At 66.1% G+C, this 16650-nt stretch carries 16 protein-coding genes and 1 riboswitch; of the genes, 8 read left to right on the forward strand and 8 right to left on the reverse strand.

Going from position 1 to position 16650, the window contains the following annotated elements; translation table 11 throughout:
• Positions 1–65: 65 nt before the first annotated feature.
• Positions 66–728: an alpha/beta hydrolase gene (locus EJJ38_RS05010; protein ID WP_127089035.1), complete on the reverse strand. Its 663-nt coding sequence runs from the start codon at positions 726–728 to the stop codon at positions 66–68.
• Positions 729–1043: 315 nt separating this feature from the next.
• Here EJJ38_RS05010 and EJJ38_RS05015 point away from each other — a divergent pair, with 315 nt between their 5' ends.
• From EJJ38_RS05015 to EJJ38_RS05040, 6 genes are all read left to right on the forward strand, one after another.
• Positions 1044–2225: a cysteine desulfurase family protein gene (locus EJJ38_RS05015; protein ID WP_127089036.1), complete on the forward strand. Its 1182-nt coding sequence runs from the start codon at positions 1044–1046 to the stop codon at positions 2223–2225.
• Positions 2226–2351: 126 nt separating this feature from the next.
• Positions 2352–3824: a Fe-S cluster assembly protein SufB gene (gene sufB / locus EJJ38_RS05020; RefSeq protein ID WP_127089037.1), complete on the forward strand. Its 1473-nt coding sequence runs from the start codon at positions 2352–2354 to the stop codon at positions 3822–3824.
• Between the two features lie 84 nt (positions 3825–3908).
• Positions 3909–4664, forward strand: coding sequence for a Fe-S cluster assembly ATPase SufC (gene sufC / locus EJJ38_RS05025; protein ID WP_127089038.1), 756 nt, complete (start codon positions 3909–3911; stop codon positions 4662–4664).
• Between the two features lie 10 nt (positions 4665–4674).
• A complete protein-coding gene (sufD, locus tag EJJ38_RS05030; protein ID WP_127089039.1) occupies positions 4675–6009 on the forward strand; it encodes a Fe-S cluster assembly protein SufD in 1335 nt (444 codons plus the stop codon).
• Positions 6010–6150: 141 nt separating this feature from the next.
• Positions 6151–7410 (forward strand): cysteine desulfurase, encoded by a 1260-nt coding sequence (locus EJJ38_RS05035; protein ID WP_245454117.1) that lies wholly within the window; start codon positions 6151–6153, stop codon positions 7408–7410.
• Entirely contained in the window at positions 7407–7778 is a 372-nt protein-coding gene (locus tag EJJ38_RS05040) for an SUF system Fe-S cluster assembly protein (protein WP_127089040.1), read from the forward strand. Before EJJ38_RS05035 ends, EJJ38_RS05040 begins: the two co-directional genes overlap by 4 nt.
• Positions 7779–7877: 99 nt before the next feature.
• Here EJJ38_RS05040 and EJJ38_RS05045 read toward each other — a convergent pair whose 3' ends face one another.
• Entirely contained in the window at positions 7878–8543 is a 666-nt protein-coding gene (locus tag EJJ38_RS05045) for a thiamine phosphate synthase (RefSeq protein WP_205666106.1), read from the reverse strand.
• Between the two features lie 222 nt (positions 8544–8765).
• Here EJJ38_RS05045 and EJJ38_RS05050 point away from each other — a divergent pair, with 222 nt between their 5' ends.
• Positions 8766–9938 carry a TDT family transporter gene (locus EJJ38_RS05050; protein ID WP_245454118.1) on the forward strand — a complete coding sequence of 391 codons (1173 nt, stop codon included), beginning with the start codon at positions 8766–8768 and terminating at the stop codon, positions 9936–9938.
• Positions 9939–9977: 39 nt separating this feature from the next.
• Here EJJ38_RS05050 and thiG read toward each other — a convergent pair whose 3' ends face one another.
• The 3 genes from thiG to thiO form a co-directional block, all read right to left on the reverse strand.
• Entirely contained in the window at positions 9978–10757 is a 780-nt protein-coding gene (gene thiG / locus EJJ38_RS05055) for a thiazole synthase (RefSeq protein WP_127089043.1), read from the reverse strand.
• A 31-nt stretch (positions 10758–10788) separates the two neighbouring features.
• Positions 10789–11010: a sulfur carrier protein ThiS gene (gene thiS, locus EJJ38_RS05060; RefSeq protein ID WP_127089044.1), complete on the reverse strand. Its 222-nt coding sequence runs from the start codon at positions 11008–11010 to the stop codon at positions 10789–10791.
• A 4-nt stretch (positions 11011–11014) separates the two neighbouring features.
• Positions 11015–12202 (reverse strand): glycine oxidase ThiO, encoded by a 1188-nt coding sequence (thiO, locus tag EJJ38_RS05065; RefSeq protein ID WP_127089045.1) that lies wholly within the window; start codon positions 12200–12202, stop codon positions 11015–11017.
• A riboswitch (TPP riboswitch) is annotated at positions 12193–12290 on the reverse strand. It overlaps the preceding gene by 10 nt.
• A gap of 91 nt (positions 12291–12381) precedes the next feature.
• Here thiO and EJJ38_RS05070 point away from each other — a divergent pair.
• Positions 12382–12825, forward strand: coding sequence for an NUDIX domain-containing protein (locus tag EJJ38_RS05070; RefSeq protein WP_127089046.1), 444 nt, complete (start codon positions 12382–12384; stop codon positions 12823–12825).
• A gap of 29 nt (positions 12826–12854) precedes the next feature.
• On the opposite strand, the gene EJJ38_RS05075 is transcribed toward EJJ38_RS05070, so the two are convergent.
• The 3 genes from EJJ38_RS05075 to EJJ38_RS05085 form a co-directional block, all read right to left on the reverse strand.
• Positions 12855–14972 carry a hypothetical protein gene (locus tag EJJ38_RS05075; protein WP_127089047.1) on the reverse strand — a complete coding sequence of 706 codons (2118 nt, stop codon included), beginning with the start codon at positions 14970–14972 and terminating at the stop codon, positions 12855–12857.
• A 46-nt stretch (positions 14973–15018) separates the two neighbouring features.
• On the reverse strand, positions 15019–15432 hold the full coding sequence (locus EJJ38_RS05080) for a hypothetical protein (RefSeq protein WP_127089048.1): 414 nt from the start codon (positions 15430–15432) through the stop codon (positions 15019–15021).
• 205 nt (positions 15433–15637) lie between these two features.
• Entirely contained in the window at positions 15638–16516 is an 879-nt protein-coding gene (locus tag EJJ38_RS05085; RefSeq protein WP_127089049.1) for a helix-turn-helix domain-containing protein, read from the reverse strand.
• Between the last annotated feature and the right edge of the window lie 134 nt (positions 16517–16650).

Consider the following 16650-nt stretch of genomic DNA (forward strand, 5'->3'; position numbering starts at 1 on the left):
ACAAAAGAAAAGGCCGGAGGGGTGCCCCTCCGGCCTTTATTCTGTCAGCAGCCTCGCCCGCAGGCTCAGGCGGCGCTGTCCTTGCGCGTGCCGGGCAGGCGCTTGTCGAGATAGGTGCCGACCACGCCCATGAGGTCGTCGGTCTTGCCGTCGAAGAAGTGGTTGGCACCGGGCACGATCTGCTGCTCGATGACGATGCCCTTCTGGGTCTTCAGCTTCTCCACCAGGGTCGCCACGGCAGTGGTGGGCACCACCGCGTCCTTGTCGCCATGGACGAACAGGCCCGAGGACGGGCAGGGCGCGAGGAAGGAGAAGTCATAGAGGTTCGCGGGCGCGGCCACGGAGATGAAGCCTTCCACCTCCGGGCGGCGCATCAGAAGCTGCATGCCGATCCAGGCGCCGAAGGAGAAGCCGGCGATCCAGCAGGCGCGGGCATCGGGATTGACCGACTGAGCCCAGTCCAGCGCGGCGGCCGCGTCCGACAATTCGCCGGTGCCGTGATCGAACGAGCCTTGGCTGCGTCCCACGCCCCGGAAGTTGAAGCGGAGCACGGAGAAGCCGCGGTTCACGAACTGGTAATAGAGATTGTATGCCACCGGATTGTTCATCGTTCCGCCGAACTGCGGATGGGGATGAAGAATGATGGCGATGGGGGAATTGCGAGTCTTGGCGGGTTGATAACGGCCTTCAAGCCGTCCCTTCTCGCCAGTGAAGATCACTTCGGGCATGGCACCTGCGGAACCGGTTGGGCGGATCGGCGCAAACCGCAGGCAAAACCTCACGTCAGACCAAAGGTCAGACCGGAGGTCACAGCACCCGCTAGGACGTCCACCCGCTGACGTCTTGACTTGGCCGGAGGGTCCGCCTATCTATTTAGAATAATTCTAATTTCCCCCGTCGGTCGCGAGTTTTGGATCGTCGCAACCAGAGGGTGGACCGGGTGAAGTCTGACGTATGACCGAGATCGGGCGCAATTGCAAGCATGGTGGACGGGGCGGCTTCCGGGTCGCCGCCGCGACCTGCCGCGCCGTGAGGGATGCGTCATGAGTGAAGCCCGGCGTGCCTATCTCGACCATAATGCCACTTCGCCCCTTCGGGCCGAGGCGCGCGCGGCCATGCTCGAACTGCTGGATGCGCCAGGCAATCCTTCGTCCGTTCATGCGGATGGGCGCGCTGCGCGCGCTCGTGTGGAGCGCGCGCGGGAGCAGGTGGCGGCCCTGTGCGGCGCGCCTCGGGCGGGCGTTGTGTTCACCTCCGGGGCGACGGAGGCCAACGCACTTGTCCTGCATCCCCAGTTGGAGGTCGCCGGGCGTCCGGTCTCGTGCGACGTGCTTCTCACGAATGGTGCCGAGCATCTCTCTGTCCTGCGCGGCCACCGCTTCGCGCCGGAGCAGGTTGAGGTGCTGCCCGTGGACGGGCAGGGCTATCTCGATCTCAATGCCCTGGAAGCGTCGCTTGTCCGCCACGGCGCGGCGGGGCGACGGGCGCTGGTTTCCCTCATGGCGGCCAATAATGAGACCGGGATTCTCCAGCCGGTGATCGAAGTCGCGAATCTGGCGGCGGCGCACGGAGCCGTGATTCATTGCGATGCGGTGCAGGCCGCCGGCCGTGTGGCTCTCGACGCGGAGGCGCTGCCTGTGGATTTCCTGACCCTGTCCGCCCATAAGGTGGGCGGGCCGCAGGGGGCGGGCGCCCTGGTGGCGCGCCATGCGGACAGCCGCGTGCGCGCACCGCTCATTCCCGGCGGCGGGCAGGAGCGCGGGCGGCGGGGGGGCACCGAGAATGTGGCGGCCATTGCCGGTTTCGGCGCCGCCGCAGCTGCTGCCGCTACGGGACGGGAAGAGGAAGCGATACGCCTCTCGGGCTTGCGCGATCGCCTCGAAAAGGGGATTGTGCGCTTCATCCAGGATGCGCGGATCGTAGGAGAAGGCGCTCAGCGCCTGCCGAACACGTCGTGCGTGATTTTCGCCGGTCTGAAGGCAGAAACCCTGGTGATCGCGCTCGATCTTGCCCATGTATCCGTCAGTGCGGGGTCCGCCTGCTCTTCGGGCAAGGTGGGGGCGTCCCATGTGCTCACCGCCATGGGGATGGAGCCGGATGCCGCGGGAGCGGCGATCCGGTTCTCGCTGGGCTGGTCGAGCACGGCTGATGATGTGGACCTGGCACTCGCCTCCCTGGAGCGCGTGGTGCCGCATGTACGCAGCCGCGCGGCGCGCGCGGCATAAGAATGGCCGCCTTGGGCGGTCAGTGCCGAAGCCTGCTCCATCCGGGGCGTAGCCTGCGGCGCGAGTTTTGAGTTGGACGAACTTGACCCGCGGGCCTTGACCCCGCGCGGGAGAGGAGACGAGAAGATGCCTGCAGTTCAGGAGACGGTCGATCTTGCACGGTCGATTGATGTCGATCAGTACAAATACGGCTTCGTCACCGATATCGAGAGCGAGAAGGCCCCCAAGGGCCTCGACGAGAGCACCGTCCGCTACATCTCGGCCCAGAAGAACGAGCCGGACTGGATGCTCCAGTGGCGCCTGGACGCCTTCCGGCGCTGGCAGACCATGGAGGAGCCCACCTGGGCCCGGGTCAGCTATCCCAAGATCGACTTCCAGGACTATTATTATTACGCGGCCCCCAAGCAGAAGGTGGCGCCCAAGTCCTTGGACGAGATCGATCCCGAGATTCTCGCCACTTACGAGAAGCTGGGCATCCCGCTGCGCGAGCGCGAGGCGTTGCTCGGCATCCAGCCGTCTTCGCGCGTGGCGGTGGACGCGGTGTTCGACAGCGTGTCTGTGGCCACGACCTTCAAGGCGGAGCTGGCCAAGGCCGGCGTGATCTTCTGCTCCATCTCCGAGGCCATCCGCGAGCATTCCGATCTGGTGCGCCAGTATCTGGGCTCCGTGGTGCCGGTGTCGGACAATTTCTACGCGACGCTGAACACCGCTGTCTTCTCGGACGGCTCCTTCGTGTACATCCCCAAGGGCGTGCGCTGCCCCATGGAGCTGAGCACCTATTTCCGCATCAATGAGCGCAATACCGGCCAGTTCGAGCGCACCCTCATCATCGCGGACGAGGGCGCCTATGTGAGCTATCTGGAAGGCTGCACCGCGCCCCAGCGCGACGAGAACCAGCTTCATGCCGCCGTGGTGGAACTGGTGGCGCTGAAGGATGCCGAGATCAAGTATTCCACCGTCCAGAACTGGTATCCCGGCGACAAGGACGGCAAGGGCGGCATCTATAATTTCGTCACCAAGCGCGGCGACTGCCGGGGCGACAATTCCAAGATCTCCTGGACCCAGGTGGAGACGGGATCCGCCATCACCTGGAAGTATCCCAGCTGCATCCTGCGTGGCGACAACAGCCAGGGCGAGTTCTATTCCATCGCCATTTCCAACGGCTACCAGCAGGTGGATTCGGGCACCAAGATGATCCATCTCGGCAAGAACACGTCGAGCCGGATCATCTCCAAGGGCATCGCCGCCGGGCGTTCGGAGAACACCTATCGCGGCCAGGTGACCGCCCATCGCCGGGCGACCAACGCGCGCAATTTCACCAATTGCGATTCGCTGCTCATCGGCGACAAATGCGGCGCGCATACCGTCCCCTATATCGAGGCGAAGACCGCCTCGGCCGTCTTCGAGCACGAGGCCACCACCTCGAAGATCTCCGAGGACCAGATGTTCTACTGCCTCCAGCGGGGGCTCTCCTCCGAGGAAGCGGTGGCGCTCATCGTCAACGGCTTCGTGAAGGACGTGCTCCAGCAACTCCCCATGGAGTTCGCCGTGGAGGCGCAGAAGCTCATCTCCGTGAGCCTCGAAGGCTCGGTGGGCTGACGCTCCTCACCATTCGCATATTGCGCGCTCGCGCCCCGGACCGCCGGGCGAGCCGAGCGCCACAGCACAGAACGGACAAGACCCATGGCTCTGCTCGAAATCAAGAACCTGCATGCGCAGATCGAAGACAACCAGATCCTGCGCGGACTCAATCTCGTCGTGAATCCCGGCGAAGTGCACGCCATCATGGGGCCGAACGGCTCCGGCAAGTCCACCCTCTCCTATGTCCTTGCGGGCAAGGAGGATTATGAGGTGACGGACGGCGAGGCGCTGCTGGACGGCCAGGACCTGCTGGAGATGGACCCGGACGCGCGCGCGGCGGCGGGCCTGTTCCTCGCCTTCCAGTATCCCATCGAGATCCCCGGCGTCGCCACCATGACCTTCCTGCGCAGCGCCCTGAACGCGCAGCGCAAGGCGCGCGGCGAGGACGAGCTGTCCACGCCCGATTTCCTGCGCCTCGTGAAGGAGCATGCGGGCCGCCTCGGCATCTCCCAGGAGATGCTCCGGCGCGGGGTGAATGTGGGCTTCTCCGGCGGCGAGAAGAAGCGCAACGAAATCCTCCAGATGACCCTGCTTCAGCCGAAGCTCTGCATCCTGGACGAGACCGATTCCGGCCTCGATATCGACGCGCTGAAGATCGTCTCCGAGGGCGTGAACGCCCTGCGCTCGCCCGAGCGCGGCATGGTGGTCATCACCCATTACCAGCGCCTGCTGGACCATATCGTGCCGGACGTGGTGCATGTGATGCACAAGGGCCGCATCGTGCGCACGGGCGGCAAGGAACTGGCGCTGGAGCTGGAAGCCTCGGGCTATGCCGGCTACGGCCAGGACGCGGCGTGAGGACGGACCGATGAACGTCCAGAACCAGATCCCGCGCACCGGCGCCGAGCAGGCTCTGCTCGCCCTTCTCGACCAGAGGAGCGGGGCGGATGACGCCGCGCTCGCCGGCCGCATGGGCGAACTGCGCCGCGCCGCCCGCGATGCCTTCGCCGCCAACGGTCTTCCCCACCGCCGGGTGGAGGAGTGGAAATATACCGACCTGCGCGCCATCCTGCGCAGCTCTGCCCCGCTCGCCGCGCCGCTGGATGCGGCTGCGGAGGCCGAAGGCCAGTTCCGCGCCGTGACCTTCCCCGGCGCGCGCCGCATCCTGTTCGTGAACGGGCAGCTTTCCCGCGCCCATTCCGACCTCGCGGGCCTGGAGCCGGGGCTCACCGTGGTGCCGCTGGCGAGCGCGCTCGCGGGCGGCCAGGGCGCGGTGGAGAAGCTCGGGACGCTCGCGCCCCAGCGCTATGACGGCGTTCTGGCCCTCAATACGGCGCTGGCCGAAGAGGGACTGGTGATCCGCGTGGAGGCGGGAGCGCAGATCACGCGCCCGCTGCATGTGGCCCATGTCTTCACCCTGGACGCACCGGCCGCCACTTTCACCCGGCGCCTGCTGGACGTGGGTGCGGATGCGCGCTTCACCCTGGTGGAGAGCTTCCAGGGCCGCGACGGCGTCGCCTATCAGGTGAATGATGCGCTGGAGCTGTTCGTGGCCGACGGCGCCCATCTGGACCATGTGCGCATTCAGGAAGACAGCGCCGAAGCCCTGCATTTCGCGAGCCTGATGGCCGAGACCGGCCACAAGACGCAGTTTCACAGCTTCGCTTTGACCACCGGCGCGCTCGCCTCGCGGGTGAGCCTCTATGGCCGCTTCGCGGGCACCCATGCCCATGTGGGCCTGCGCGGCGCCACCCTGGTGAAGGGGCGCCAGCATGCGGACATGACGCTGCTGCTGGACCATGCGGTGGCCCATTGCGAGAGCCGCGAGCTGTTCAAGACCGTGCTGGCTGATGAGGCGCGCGGCGTCTTCCAGGGCAAGATCGTGGTTCGCCCCGACGCCCAGAAGACCGACGGGCGCATGATGAGCCGGGCGCTGCTGCTGGGCGAGACGGCGGAGATGGACAACAAGCCTGAGCTTGAGATCTTCGCCGACGACGTGCAGTGCGGCCACGGTGCCACGGCCGGTGAACTGGACGCGGACCTGCTCTTCTACCTCAAGGCTCGCGGCATTCCCGCCAAGGAGGCCGAGGGCCTGCTGATCCAGGCCTTCGTGGGCGAAGCCATCGAGTTCGTGGAAGAGGACGGCCTGCGCGAGGCCATTATCGCCCGCGCCGAAGCGTGGCTGAAGGCCCGCGCGATCTGATAGTGAGAATGGACCGTTGTGGCCGGGCGTGTCCCGGCCACAACGGCTCTTCGTCAGACGGGCAATTGAAGGATAGGCGTGGATGCCCCGGACACGTCCGGGCATGACGGTTGCCCTGTTCGGTGAATGCACGAGCCCAGGATGCGCGAGCACATGACCCATTACGACTCATCCGCTGCCGACATCCCCTTCGATCTGGATGCCGTGCGCGCCGATTTCCCGGCCCTGTCGCTGGAAGTGAACGGCCATCCGCTCAGCTATCTGGACAATGCCGCCTCCGCCCAGAAGCCCCGCCAGGTGCTGGACCGGATGCGCACCGCCTATGAGCGGGAATATTCCAACGTCCATCGCGGCCTGCATTATCTCGCCAATGCCGCGACCGAAGGCTTCGAGCAGGCCCGCGAGACGGTGCGCGCGTTCCTGAACGCTGCCTCTGTGGACGAGATCATCTTCACCCGCTCCGGTACGGGCGGCATCAATCTTGTGGCCAATTCGCTGGGTCAGTCCATCGGCGAGGGCGACGAGATCGTGCTCTCCATCATGGAGCACCATTCCAACATCGTGCCCTGGCATTTCCTGCGCGAGCGCAAGGGCGCGGTGATCAAGTGGGCACCCATCCATGAGGACGGGTCGTTCGACCTCGACGGCTTCAAGGCCCTGCTCTCACCGCGCACCAAGGTGGTGGCCATCACCCACATGTCCAACGTGCTGGGCACGGTGACGCCGGTGAAGGAGATCGCGGCGGCGGCCCATGCGGTGGGCGCCAAGGTGGTGGTGGACGGCTGCCAGGGCGCGGTCCACATGCCCGTGGACGTGCGCGACCTGGATGTGGATTTCTATGCCGTCACCGGCCACAAGCTCTACGGCCCCACGGGCATCGGCGTGCTCTACGGCAAGCGCGACCTTCTGGCCGTGATGCCCCCCTATGAGGGCGGCGGCGAGATGATCCGCGAGGTGAGCGAGGATCGCGTCACCTATGCGGCCCCGCCCCACCGCTTCGAGGCTGGCACCCCCGCCATCGTGGAGGCCATCGGCCTCGGCGCGGCCCTGGACTATATGACGGGCATCGGCCGCGATCGCATCGTGGCGCAGGAACATGCCATCTCGGCCTATGCGCATGAGCGGCTGGGCGCCATGAACAGCCTGCGCATCATCGGCTCGGCGGCGGGGAAGGGGGCCATCCTCTCCTTCGAGATGAAGGGCGCCCATCCCCATGATGTTGCGACCGTGCTGGACCGTTATGGCGTGGCGGTTCGGGCGGGCACCCATTGCGCCCAGCCCCTTCTCGCCCGATATGGAGTGACGGCGACCTGTCGCGCATCATTCGCATTCTATAATAGCCGTGCCGACGTGGATCGCCTTGCACAGGCGCTGCTGAAGGCGCAGGATTTGTTCGCATGACCCAGACTGAACTTGAAACTCCGAATGCCCCGGCGATCGTTTCCCAGATCCCGGAAGCGGAACTGAACCGGCTGACCGACGACATCGTCGGTGCTCTGAAGACCGTCTATGACCCGGAAATCCCCGTGGACATTTACGAGCTGGGTCTCATCTACAAGGTGGACATTGCGGACGACCGTGCGGTGGCGGTGGAAATGACGCTGACCACCCCTAATTGCCCGGCGGCGGCTGAACTGCCCGGTATGGTGGAGAATGCGGTCGCATCCGTCGCCGGCGTCGGCGCCGTGAGCGTGGACATCACCTTCGACCCGCCCTGGGACCAGGGTCGCATGTCCGAAGAAGCGCGGGCCACCCTCAATCTGTGGTGAACGGCGGGGCCTGACCGCTGATCCAGCGACCTGCGAAGGCTGGCGATGCGCCGCCTTCGTGTGCCTTGACGGTCTTTCCCGAATGATGAGGCACGCGCCTCAATGACGTGGAGCTTTTCCCCGCCGGGCCGCTGGTCCTCGGTCGCCCACAAGACCCCACGCCGCGACCAATGCCTCTGCCTCCGCGCGCGGATCCGGCGCGCGCATGATTCCGCCCATCACGGCGACGCCCGCAACGCCCGCCCGGCGGCAGGGGGCGATGGTGGCGCGATCGATTCCACCGAGGGCCAGGAGCGGCACCCGGCAGGCACCGACGAGCGCCGCAAGCCCGGCTTCCCCAAGGGCAGGTCCATAGCCGGGCTTGGAGGCCGTCTCGAAGGCCGGGCCGGCCACCACATAATCCACCAAGGCGGGATCCACTGCCGCCGCCTCCGCCAGCGTGTGGACGGACTGGCCGATGAGCGCCTTCGCGCCCAGCAGCGCGCGGGCCGACCCTGCGTCCGTGCCCGCTGCCAGATGCACCCCGTCCGCTTCGGCAGCCAGGGCCAGGGCCGGCGTGCCGTGCAGCAGCACACGCGCCTGAAAGCGGGTGGCCTGCGCCTTCATCTGGGCGACCAGGGCCATCTGCTCGGCCTCCGAAAGATCCTTCTCGCGCACGCTGAGCCAGCGCAGTCCCCCGGCGAAAGCCGATGCCGCCACTTCCGCCAGTGGCGCACGCGCCTGCGTGCGGTCGGTAATGAGGAGCACAGGCGGGGCGGGGAGCATGGGCAGATCTCGCGGTGGCGGAGGGCGACGTGATAGCGGGTTTCGAAGCAGCTCAGTCTTTCACGGAAATGCCCGGCCCTTCCATCGCCGGCTTCCCCAGCCTCTGGGCGTGCAAGAACCAGGGCAAGAGGCTCTGCGGTGTCGCCTTTCGACTTGAAGAACGATAGCTTACCCGCGTCAGCGGGCCGGGGGCCGGCGGCGCTCTCCGGGGGAATGAATATCTTGGCCGACACCGTCTCGTCCGCGCCGCGCAGCGGCCCCGCGCCCGCCGGGGACTTCAAGGAAATGATCCGCCAGTTCACGCCCAACTGGTTCGGCGCCACCATGGGCACCGGCGTGCTGGCGCTGGCGCTCAATCAGTTTCCCATCGAGATCCCGGTATTGCACGTTATCGGGCGCCTGCTGTGGATGATGAACATCGTGCTCTTCATCCTGTTCTCCTGCATGTATGCCGCCCGCTGGATCTTCTTCTTCGACGGGGCGAAGCGCATCTTCCAGCATCCCGTCGTATCCATGTTCTTCGGCACCATTCCCATGGGCCTCGCCACCATCATCAACGGCTTCATCGCCTTCGGCATCCCGCTTTGGGGCGAGCCGGCGCTGCAGATCGCCCATGTGCTGTGGTGGCTGGACGTGGCCATGGCGGTGGCCTGCGGCCTGCTCATCCCCTTCCTCATGTTCACCCAGCAGGATCACAGCCTGGAGAAGATGACGGCGGTCTGGCTGCTGCCCATCGTGGCGGCCGAGGTGGCGGCGGCGAGCGGTGCGCTTCTGGTGACCCATCTCGGGCCGGAGGAGGGCTATGGCGTGCACATCATCAGCTATGCCCTGTGGGCCTTCTCGGTGCCGCTGGCCATGAGCATCCTGGTGATTCTGCTGATGCGCCTCATCCTCTACAAGCTGCCCAACCGCGACATGGCGGCCTCCGGCTGGCTGGCGCTCGGCCCCATCGGCACGGGCTCGCTCGGCCTGCTGCTGCTGGGCGGGAACGCGCCCGCCATCTTCGGCAGCCATGGCCTCGCAAGCGTGGGCGATGCGGGACTCGGCATCGGCATCATCGGCGGCGTCATCCTGTGGGGCTATGGCCTCTGGTGGCTGATGCTGGCGGTGCTCAAGACGGTGCGCTACGCCCGCGAGGGCATGCCCTTTAATATCGGCTGGTGGGCCTTCACCTTCCCGCTGGGCGTCTATTCGCTGGCGACGCTGACGCTGGGACGCATGACGGGCTTCGGCCTGTTCACGGTGCTGGGCGGCATCTTCGTGGTTTGCCTCGCCGCCTTCTGGTGCGTGGTCATGACCCGCACGCTGCATGGCGCCTGGCGCGGCTATCTCTTCTTCGCGCCCTGCCTGGTCTCGGGCATCGCGCCCATCGAAACGGGCGCGAAGAAGATCTGATACCTGTCGGCCCCGGCTTTCGGCCGGGGCCGTGGGGACTCAGCTTCCCACGAGGCCGAATTCGGGGCTCGACGCCTCCGCATGGAGCTTCTTGGGAATGCGTCCTGCCAGCCGGGCCAGACGCCCGCCTTCCACCGCATGGCGGAAAGACGCGGCCATGCGCACCGGGTCATGGGCCTTGGAGACGGCGGTGTTGAGCAGCACCGCGGAACAGCCCAATTCCATGGCGAGCGCCGCGTCCGACGCCGTGCCGATGCCCGCATCCAGCACCACCGGCACCGGCGAACGGGCGCAGATCAGCTCGATCATGTGCGGATTGGCGATGCCGAGGCCGGTGCCGATCATGGAACCCAGCGGCATGACCGTGGCCGCGCCGAGGTCGGCGAGCTTCTGGCAGGTGACCGGGTCGTCATTGCAATAGGGCAGTACCACAAAGCCGAGCCGCACCAGTTCCTCGGTGGCCTTCAGCAACTCCTCCACATTGGGATAGAGCAGCTCCCGGTCGCCGATCACCTCCAGCTTCACCCAGTCCGTTTCCAGCGCCTCGCGTGCCAGCTCGGCGGTGAGGATGGCGTCCTTGGCGGTCTGGCAGCCGGCGGTGTTGGGCAGGATATGCACCCGCCCGGTCAGCAGGTCCGTGAGGCTTTCCTCATAGCTTTCCAGGCTGATGCGCCGGATGGAGGCCGTGGCCATCTGCGCGCCGGAAGCCTCCAGCGCATCCAGGAAGACCTGCTGGCTGGGATAGCCGGCTGTGCCGAGGAACAGGCGGGATTCAAAGCTGCGTCCGGCGATGACGAGCGGATCGAAAGTCTTGGACATGGGATTGGTCTCGAATTCTTGTGTGGCGGTCTCAGCCGCCTTGCCGGGCCTGGATGATCTCGATGCTGTCACCGGCGCGCAGCGCATGCTCCGCCCAGCGGGTGCGGGGCACCACGGCCCCGTTCACCGCCACGGCGATCCCCCGGCGGGCCGGGTCCACGCCCTTGGCGTCCAGCAACTCCGCCACATTGGCGGCGGCGAGGTCTTCCGGGGCGCCGTTGACGCGCAGGGAGAGCGGAAGCGGGGTGGTCATCGAATTACTCCGCCGCCGCCCGAGGCTGGAACCGCTCCGCACCGAAGGCGGCCGCCAGCGGATGGCTTTCCCCGGACAGGATCAGGTCCACGATGGCCTTTGTGGTCACGGGCAGGAGCAGGATGCCGTTGCGGTGGTGGCCGGTGGCATAGATCAGCCCGTCCACCTCGCTCGGCCCCAGGATGGGCGCGTCGTCGCGGCTGCCGGGCCGGAAGCCGACCCACTGTTCCAGGATGGGCAACTCCTCGATGGTGGGCACGGCCCGCCACGCATGGGTGAGCAGCGCGAGCTGCCCGCCGGCGGTGAGGGTCTCGTCGAAGCCCTTCTCCTCCACCGTGGCGCCGAGGATGAGTCGCCCATCGGCACGCGGCACGAGATAGATGCCCGGCCCCCACACCACATGGCGCAGCAGGGGGGCGGCCGGATCCATCTGGAGCGCCAGCATCTGGCCCTTGATGGGGCGCACCGGCAGCGGCCGGGCAGGGGTGATGTCCACGCTGCGGGACCAGGCGCCCGCAGCGAGCACCACCACATCCGCCTCGTGCAGTTCGCCCATCACCTCCACGCCCCGCGCCTTTCCGGCATGGGTGACGACACGGGCGACCGGCGCATCCGCATGGACACGCACCCCGGCCTTCGCGCAGGCGGCGAGCAGGGCGGTGGTGACCGCGCGATTGTCCGCCTGATGGTCCTGCGGGCACCACAGGGCGCCGGAAATCCGGTCCGCCAGATGCGGCTCCCGGCGCCGGGCTTCGGCCGCGTTCAGCCACTCCACCGGCAGGTCGAGTTTCTTCTGGAAGGCGTGCTGGTGGCGCAGCTTGCCCGCATCGTCTGCGGTCAGCGCCACCACCAGCGTGCCGGTTTCCTTATAGCCGACATCGAGGCCGGAGGCCGCTTCGAGCGCATCGGCGAAGGCGGGCCAGAGGCGCTGGCTCTCCCGGTTGAGGTCCAGCAGGGTTTCTTCGCCGGGCTCGGCCTCGGCGCAGGCCGCGAGCATGCCGGCGGCCGCGTGGCTGGCGCCGCGTCCGGGCGTTCCGGCGTCGAAGATCTCCACCGCGCAACCCGCCTGAGCCAGCTGCCAGCCGATGGCGAGCCCGATGACGCCGCCGCCGGCAATGGCCACACGCGGCGTGGTGACGCCGGGGGCGGAGTGGGAAGAAGACATGAATGGGGACGACAAGCTCTCGCTCATCGGCACCTCCCTACGCTGGTATGATCCAGACAGGTTCGATGGGTATGATCTCAGCCGCGCATGACGCGCGGCACCCCAGGCCGTCAAGTCATTATCGGTCCTCCATGGTGAGACGGCAAGGAAAACCCGTTTGCGCGCCGCGCGGCTGACAGGCGCACCGCAGGCGCTATAAATCAGGAATGCGTTTCGTCCGCCCGCTCCTGCGCCGCATCACCCATGGGATCACGCTCGGCGTGCGGGTGATCGCCATCGATGCTGAAAATCGCGTGCTCCTGGTGCGCCACGGCTATACGCCGGGCTGGCATTTTCCCGGCGGCGGCGTGGATGTGGGCGAGACGACCGAGGCCGCCGCCCGTCGCGAACTGAAGGAAGAGACCAATGTGGAGGCCACCGGCCCGCTACGGCTGACCGGCCTCTATTTCAATTCGCGCTTCGGCAACCGGGACCATGTGGCCTGCTACCGGGCAAGCACCTTCACCTGTGGGCCTGTGCCCGCGCCGGGCTTCGAGATTGCCGAGATCGGCTTCTTTCCCCTATCCGCTTTGCCGCAAGGCCTCTCCGCAGGGTCGGCGCGGCGGCTGGCGGAACTGGCGGGGAAGGCGGAGCCTTCGGCTGTGTGGTGAGGGGGCTCGCGCCGCGCGTCCTTTGCTGCTCACTGGCCGGGCTGGACCGGTTTTTCCGTGACCCAGAAGGGGCGCCCCAGCGCAGTCCACTCTCCCGCTCCGGCGCCATCGTCCTCGACCGTCAATCGTGCCGTCTTGCCGGACAACCATGCCGCAGGCACCGACAAGTAATACCAGTGGTAGGGCTCCAGAAAGCGCGGTTCCAGGGCGGCAAGCAGTTCGGACCTGTCGCCTGCATTCCCGACGAGGCGGATCGTTTGCGATTTCGTATTGCTGGCCGACATGACCGGGACGACCAATTGTGCACCGGGCTGCGCTGACCAAGCAATGTCGAGTATGATCTTGCCGGTGCCGGCGTCGGTGGGAGGGCGGGTCGTGAAACCGTCCGCATGCAGATTGGAGGACGGCGCCGCACGAGGAGCGGCATCGCCGGAGAAGGTCGCCGCGAAGGTCGCCGGAATCGCAGGGCCTGGGACGGACCTTTCGCTGGAGACCTCGAACATCCGGCCTGCGTTCATCCGTTGTGCCAGGCGGCAATGAACCTGCCCATCCTGGCTGACATATTCGAACCAGCCGTTGAACGCCTGCCCCTCCGGCCAGCGCATCAGCACGCGGAACATGTTGTAGGGTTGGCCTTTATAGTGGCCGTACGAAAGGGCCCAACCGATCCTGTCGCCTTGGCTGTTTCGCGCCACCACCCAGCCACCCCTGCCGAACGTCTCCCATGGCAGCGTCCCGGCTCCCAGGATCGCGGTGGGTTCGGTCCTGTAGAGCGTGTTCACCACGCCCGCCGGGCAGGTCGTTTCGCCTTTAACGTCCGGCGGGGTGAATTGTGCGCGTCCTTGTTCGCTGAAGGGGCCGAGATGTGCCTCCCTCATGCCTTTCAGAATGCCGAGGAACTGCTGCTTGAACGGGTAGATGACATGGTTCAGCTCAGCATCGATCACGCTGGACTGCGCCGAGGTCGCGAACTGGTTCAGTATTTGATGCTTGTCCTCTATGAAGGAAGGCGCATACGAGGTGGCGAGCAAGCCATAAGCCAGTGGAATACCGCCGACCATGCTCAGCACACGGCCGCCAGGCAGTTGCCGGGCGACGATGATGAGAGCGGCAAGCACTGTCACCAAAGACCCGGTGGCGTATCGCGAAACCAGAAAATAATGGCTCGTGTCACCCCCGCCCCTGCCTAGGCCGACCGCGATCGCGGTGGCAAAGGAATAGGCCCCGAGGCCGAGCATCGCGCAGGAGATGTTGTCGAGAGGTTCACGCCGCACCCACACCTTCCAGAGTGCGAAGGCCGAAAAGCCCCCAATGATCAAGAATGCCCCGCAGCCGACGGCCATCGCACCCGATACGCCGAACTCGCGGAAGGCGGAGCCGGCATAGGCCGTGGCAAACCAGAATGTGCGAGCGGAAAGCGCGACTGCACCGAGGCCTAGCTGCTGTGAGGTGCCCGTGAACGGCATGAAGTAAAATGCCGTACCGGCGGCGCCCGCCACGAAAACCAGCAACGCCCGCGGCAGGTCGCGTTTGAAGAGCAAGAGGAGGGCGGCAGCCGCGATAAAGGCCAGGGTGCCGCTGCCCATGCTGTAAATGCTCGACAGCGCGAGGGCGAAGCTCGCAAGCGCGAGGAGAACGGGCTGCCGGATGAAAGCGGCCGCGAGCATAAGGGCGATGCCGCTCAGATACAGCATCGGGAACTGCAACTGCGTCGGCCAGGACGTGTTCTCGATGGAACTCGGGGCAAGCATGGCGGCGGCGCACAGCAGGCCGACCGCAAGTCGGGCCGCCAGGCCCCGGCCCTGCGCCCAGAGCCAGCCGAGCCAGAATCCGGTTGCCGACAGCGCCGCCAGATTGAGCGCTTTCAGCAACGAGAGTCGGCCCTCGACCAGGTAGATGTCGGCCAGCATGCCGAGTTTGACCCAGCCCACCCGATGCTCATTATGCTTCTTATGGATGGCTTCGAGATAGGCCATCAGGCTGCCGTCCTGCCGCGCCTGCAGGGCCGAATCCATATAGGCCCAGCCATCAGCATAGAGGATCGGATCGAGCGACCCGACTGCGATGTAAAGCGAAAGGGAGAATACAGCGAGAGCCAACACAAGGGCCATGCCGCCGAACGGTAGTCTCGCAAGCACGCTACGCACCTTCCAGGCTCTCCACGCGATCTAAGTTTCGGCTTGCATAGGTATTCTATGCCGGAAAAGCAACTTCAGTGCAGGACGGCTTCAGTACAGGAAGGCCAATGGCGAGTGGTGTATCCGGCGCGTAGGCGATCTTCACCGAAGCGCTGTCGGCCTCTGCGGGCGCCCTCAGCTTTGCGATCTCGATGGCGAGCGCCTCGAGTTCGCTTAACGCCGTCTCGGGCATTTTCAGTAGCGCTAACGCAGCCTCTTCCGTCTCGATCTCCACGCGGACGCTCTCGGCGACCGCCAGCTTCCGTTCCATCTCCGCCAGCCGCTCGACGGCGTCGCGCGCATGCACCGCGGTATTCAGGCGCGCCAGGAGCGCGCGGGCTTCCCGTTCTTCCGTTTCCGCGGCCTCGATTTCCGCATGTGTCCGCGCCGCCGCCGCCGCGGCGGCATCGCGGTTCGCGAGCGCTTCCATGCGTCGGCGCTCGGCGTCACTTAGGCTGTGGCCCCATAAATTTGCGTCCTCGTGGCGGCGCATCTCTTAAGCTCCGTAGGGCAGGAGCTTGAATCACGACAGCCACGAGGACGCAAATTTATGGGGTCACAGCCTAACCGAATGCGAGGGTGAGGGCTGCTCAGTCTGCCACGGATCGTGCGCCTGCGCCGATTAAGCGCTGTGCCTACTGCTGCCCGTGTCGCAAGGCCGAAAGGAAGGTCAGGAAAATGACGGCATAGAAGCGCATCAGAACCGGCATCAAAGCCGGCCCAGCCCGGTATCCGCCCCGGCCCGGTTCACCGCATACGAGATCTTGCGCTTCCGCCAATTGCAGGACATTGGCGACGTGCGCGCGGGATACGGAGAACTGGCGCGCCAGCTGGGTGATAGATGCTGGTCCGCCATGGGCGACGAAGGACACCAGCGTGACGAGGCCCACATCCCGTTCCGCAATGCTTCGCAGTTCCGGGGCCGCCTCGAAGACACGGACGCCCTGCCTGAAGCATTCGGCCATCACATGCGTGCAGGGGCCGAAGAGGACATCATCCGGCAAAGCGATCGCCGCCGCAGCAGCCGGCGCGTCAACATGAGCAATGGCGGAGAACATTCCGTTCCAGCGCTCTCGATGAACCTGCAGCAGCGTCGCGCTCGGCATCAGACGCCGTTCGTTGCCGGGGGAGTGAGGGGCAGCCGTGAGTAGATGCTTGAAACGCAGGGCGGCGAGGAAGGCTGTGGCGCGCCCTGCACTGCACACATCGAGATCCACGACTTCGCGGCGCAGCCGCGCTCCGGTCATGCCCTTGCCGCCACTCTCATTGAAATGCAGATCCAGAATGAGCAGCACCGCCAGAAGCCGACCGCGATCATTCAGCAGCCGGTTGCGAAGCCAGTTGCTGTCGTAAAGGCGAACGGCGTTATCGGCTGCCGCACGAATGGCCGCCGGAAATCCGGGCGCCAGCATGAGATCGTCAATCGCTTTCGCGCCGAACACCCTGACGATCGCTTCGGGGAAGGACGCGGCAGGCGCCAATGTCGTGCTTAAGGTCGAGGTCACCCCCTGCATGTGCAATCCGACGATTCCAATCTGTGGCGTTGCGTATAGCACGGTGGGGCGCCAGCCTAGCCGGGAGATATTTCATTACCGACGTTGAGGAATGCGGGAAGATCCGGTGTTCCTCGGCTCCGACCGAGGCGCAG

Source organism: Aquabacter cavernae (assembly GCF_003993795.1).
GTDB lineage: Bacteria > Pseudomonadota > Alphaproteobacteria > Rhizobiales > Xanthobacteraceae > Aquabacter > Aquabacter cavernae.

Bases quoted from the DNA above. Each gene is read 5' to 3' on its own strand.
- EJJ38_RS05010 (WP_127089035.1), bottom strand. From the start codon at position 728: ATGCCCGAAGTGATCTTCACTGGCGAGAAGGGACGGCTTGAAGGCCGT.
- EJJ38_RS05015 (WP_127089036.1), top strand. From the start codon at position 1,044: ATGAGTGAAGCCCGGCGTGCCTATCTCGACCATAATGCCACTTCGCCC.
- sufB (WP_127089037.1), top strand. From the start codon at position 2,352: ATGCCTGCAGTTCAGGAGACGGTCGATCTTGCACGGTCGATTGATGTC.
- sufC (WP_127089038.1), top strand. From the start codon at position 3,909: ATGGCTCTGCTCGAAATCAAGAACCTGCATGCGCAGATCGAAGACAAC.
- sufD (WP_127089039.1), top strand. From the start codon at position 4,675: ATGAACGTCCAGAACCAGATCCCGCGCACCGGCGCCGAGCAGGCTCTG.
- EJJ38_RS05035 (WP_245454117.1), top strand. From the start codon at position 6,151: ATGCGCGAGCACATGACCCATTACGACTCATCCGCTGCCGACATCCCC.
- EJJ38_RS05040 (WP_127089040.1), top strand. From the start codon at position 7,407: ATGACCCAGACTGAACTTGAAACTCCGAATGCCCCGGCGATCGTTTCC.
- EJJ38_RS05045 (WP_205666106.1), bottom strand. From the start codon at position 8,543: ATGCTCCCCGCCCCGCCTGTGCTCCTCATTACCGACCGCACGCAGGCG.
- thiG (WP_127089043.1), bottom strand. From the start codon at position 10,757: ATGTCCAAGACTTTCGATCCGCTCGTCATCGCCGGACGCAGCTTTGAA.
- thiS (WP_127089044.1), bottom strand. From the start codon at position 11,010: ATGACCACCCCGCTTCCGCTCTCCCTGCGCGTCAACGGCGCCCCGGAA.
- thiO (WP_127089045.1), bottom strand. From the start codon at position 12,202: ATGAGCGAGAGCTTGTCGTCCCCATTCATGTCTTCTTCCCACTCCGCC.
- EJJ38_RS05070 (WP_127089046.1), top strand. From the start codon at position 12,382: ATGCGTTTCGTCCGCCCGCTCCTGCGCCGCATCACCCATGGGATCACG.
- EJJ38_RS05080 (WP_127089048.1), bottom strand. From the start codon at position 15,432: ATGGAAGCGCTCGCGAACCGCGATGCCGCCGCGGCGGCGGCGGCGCGG.
- EJJ38_RS05085 (WP_127089049.1), bottom strand. From the start codon at position 16,516: ATGCAGGGGGTGACCTCGACCTTAAGCACGACATTGGCGCCTGCCGCG.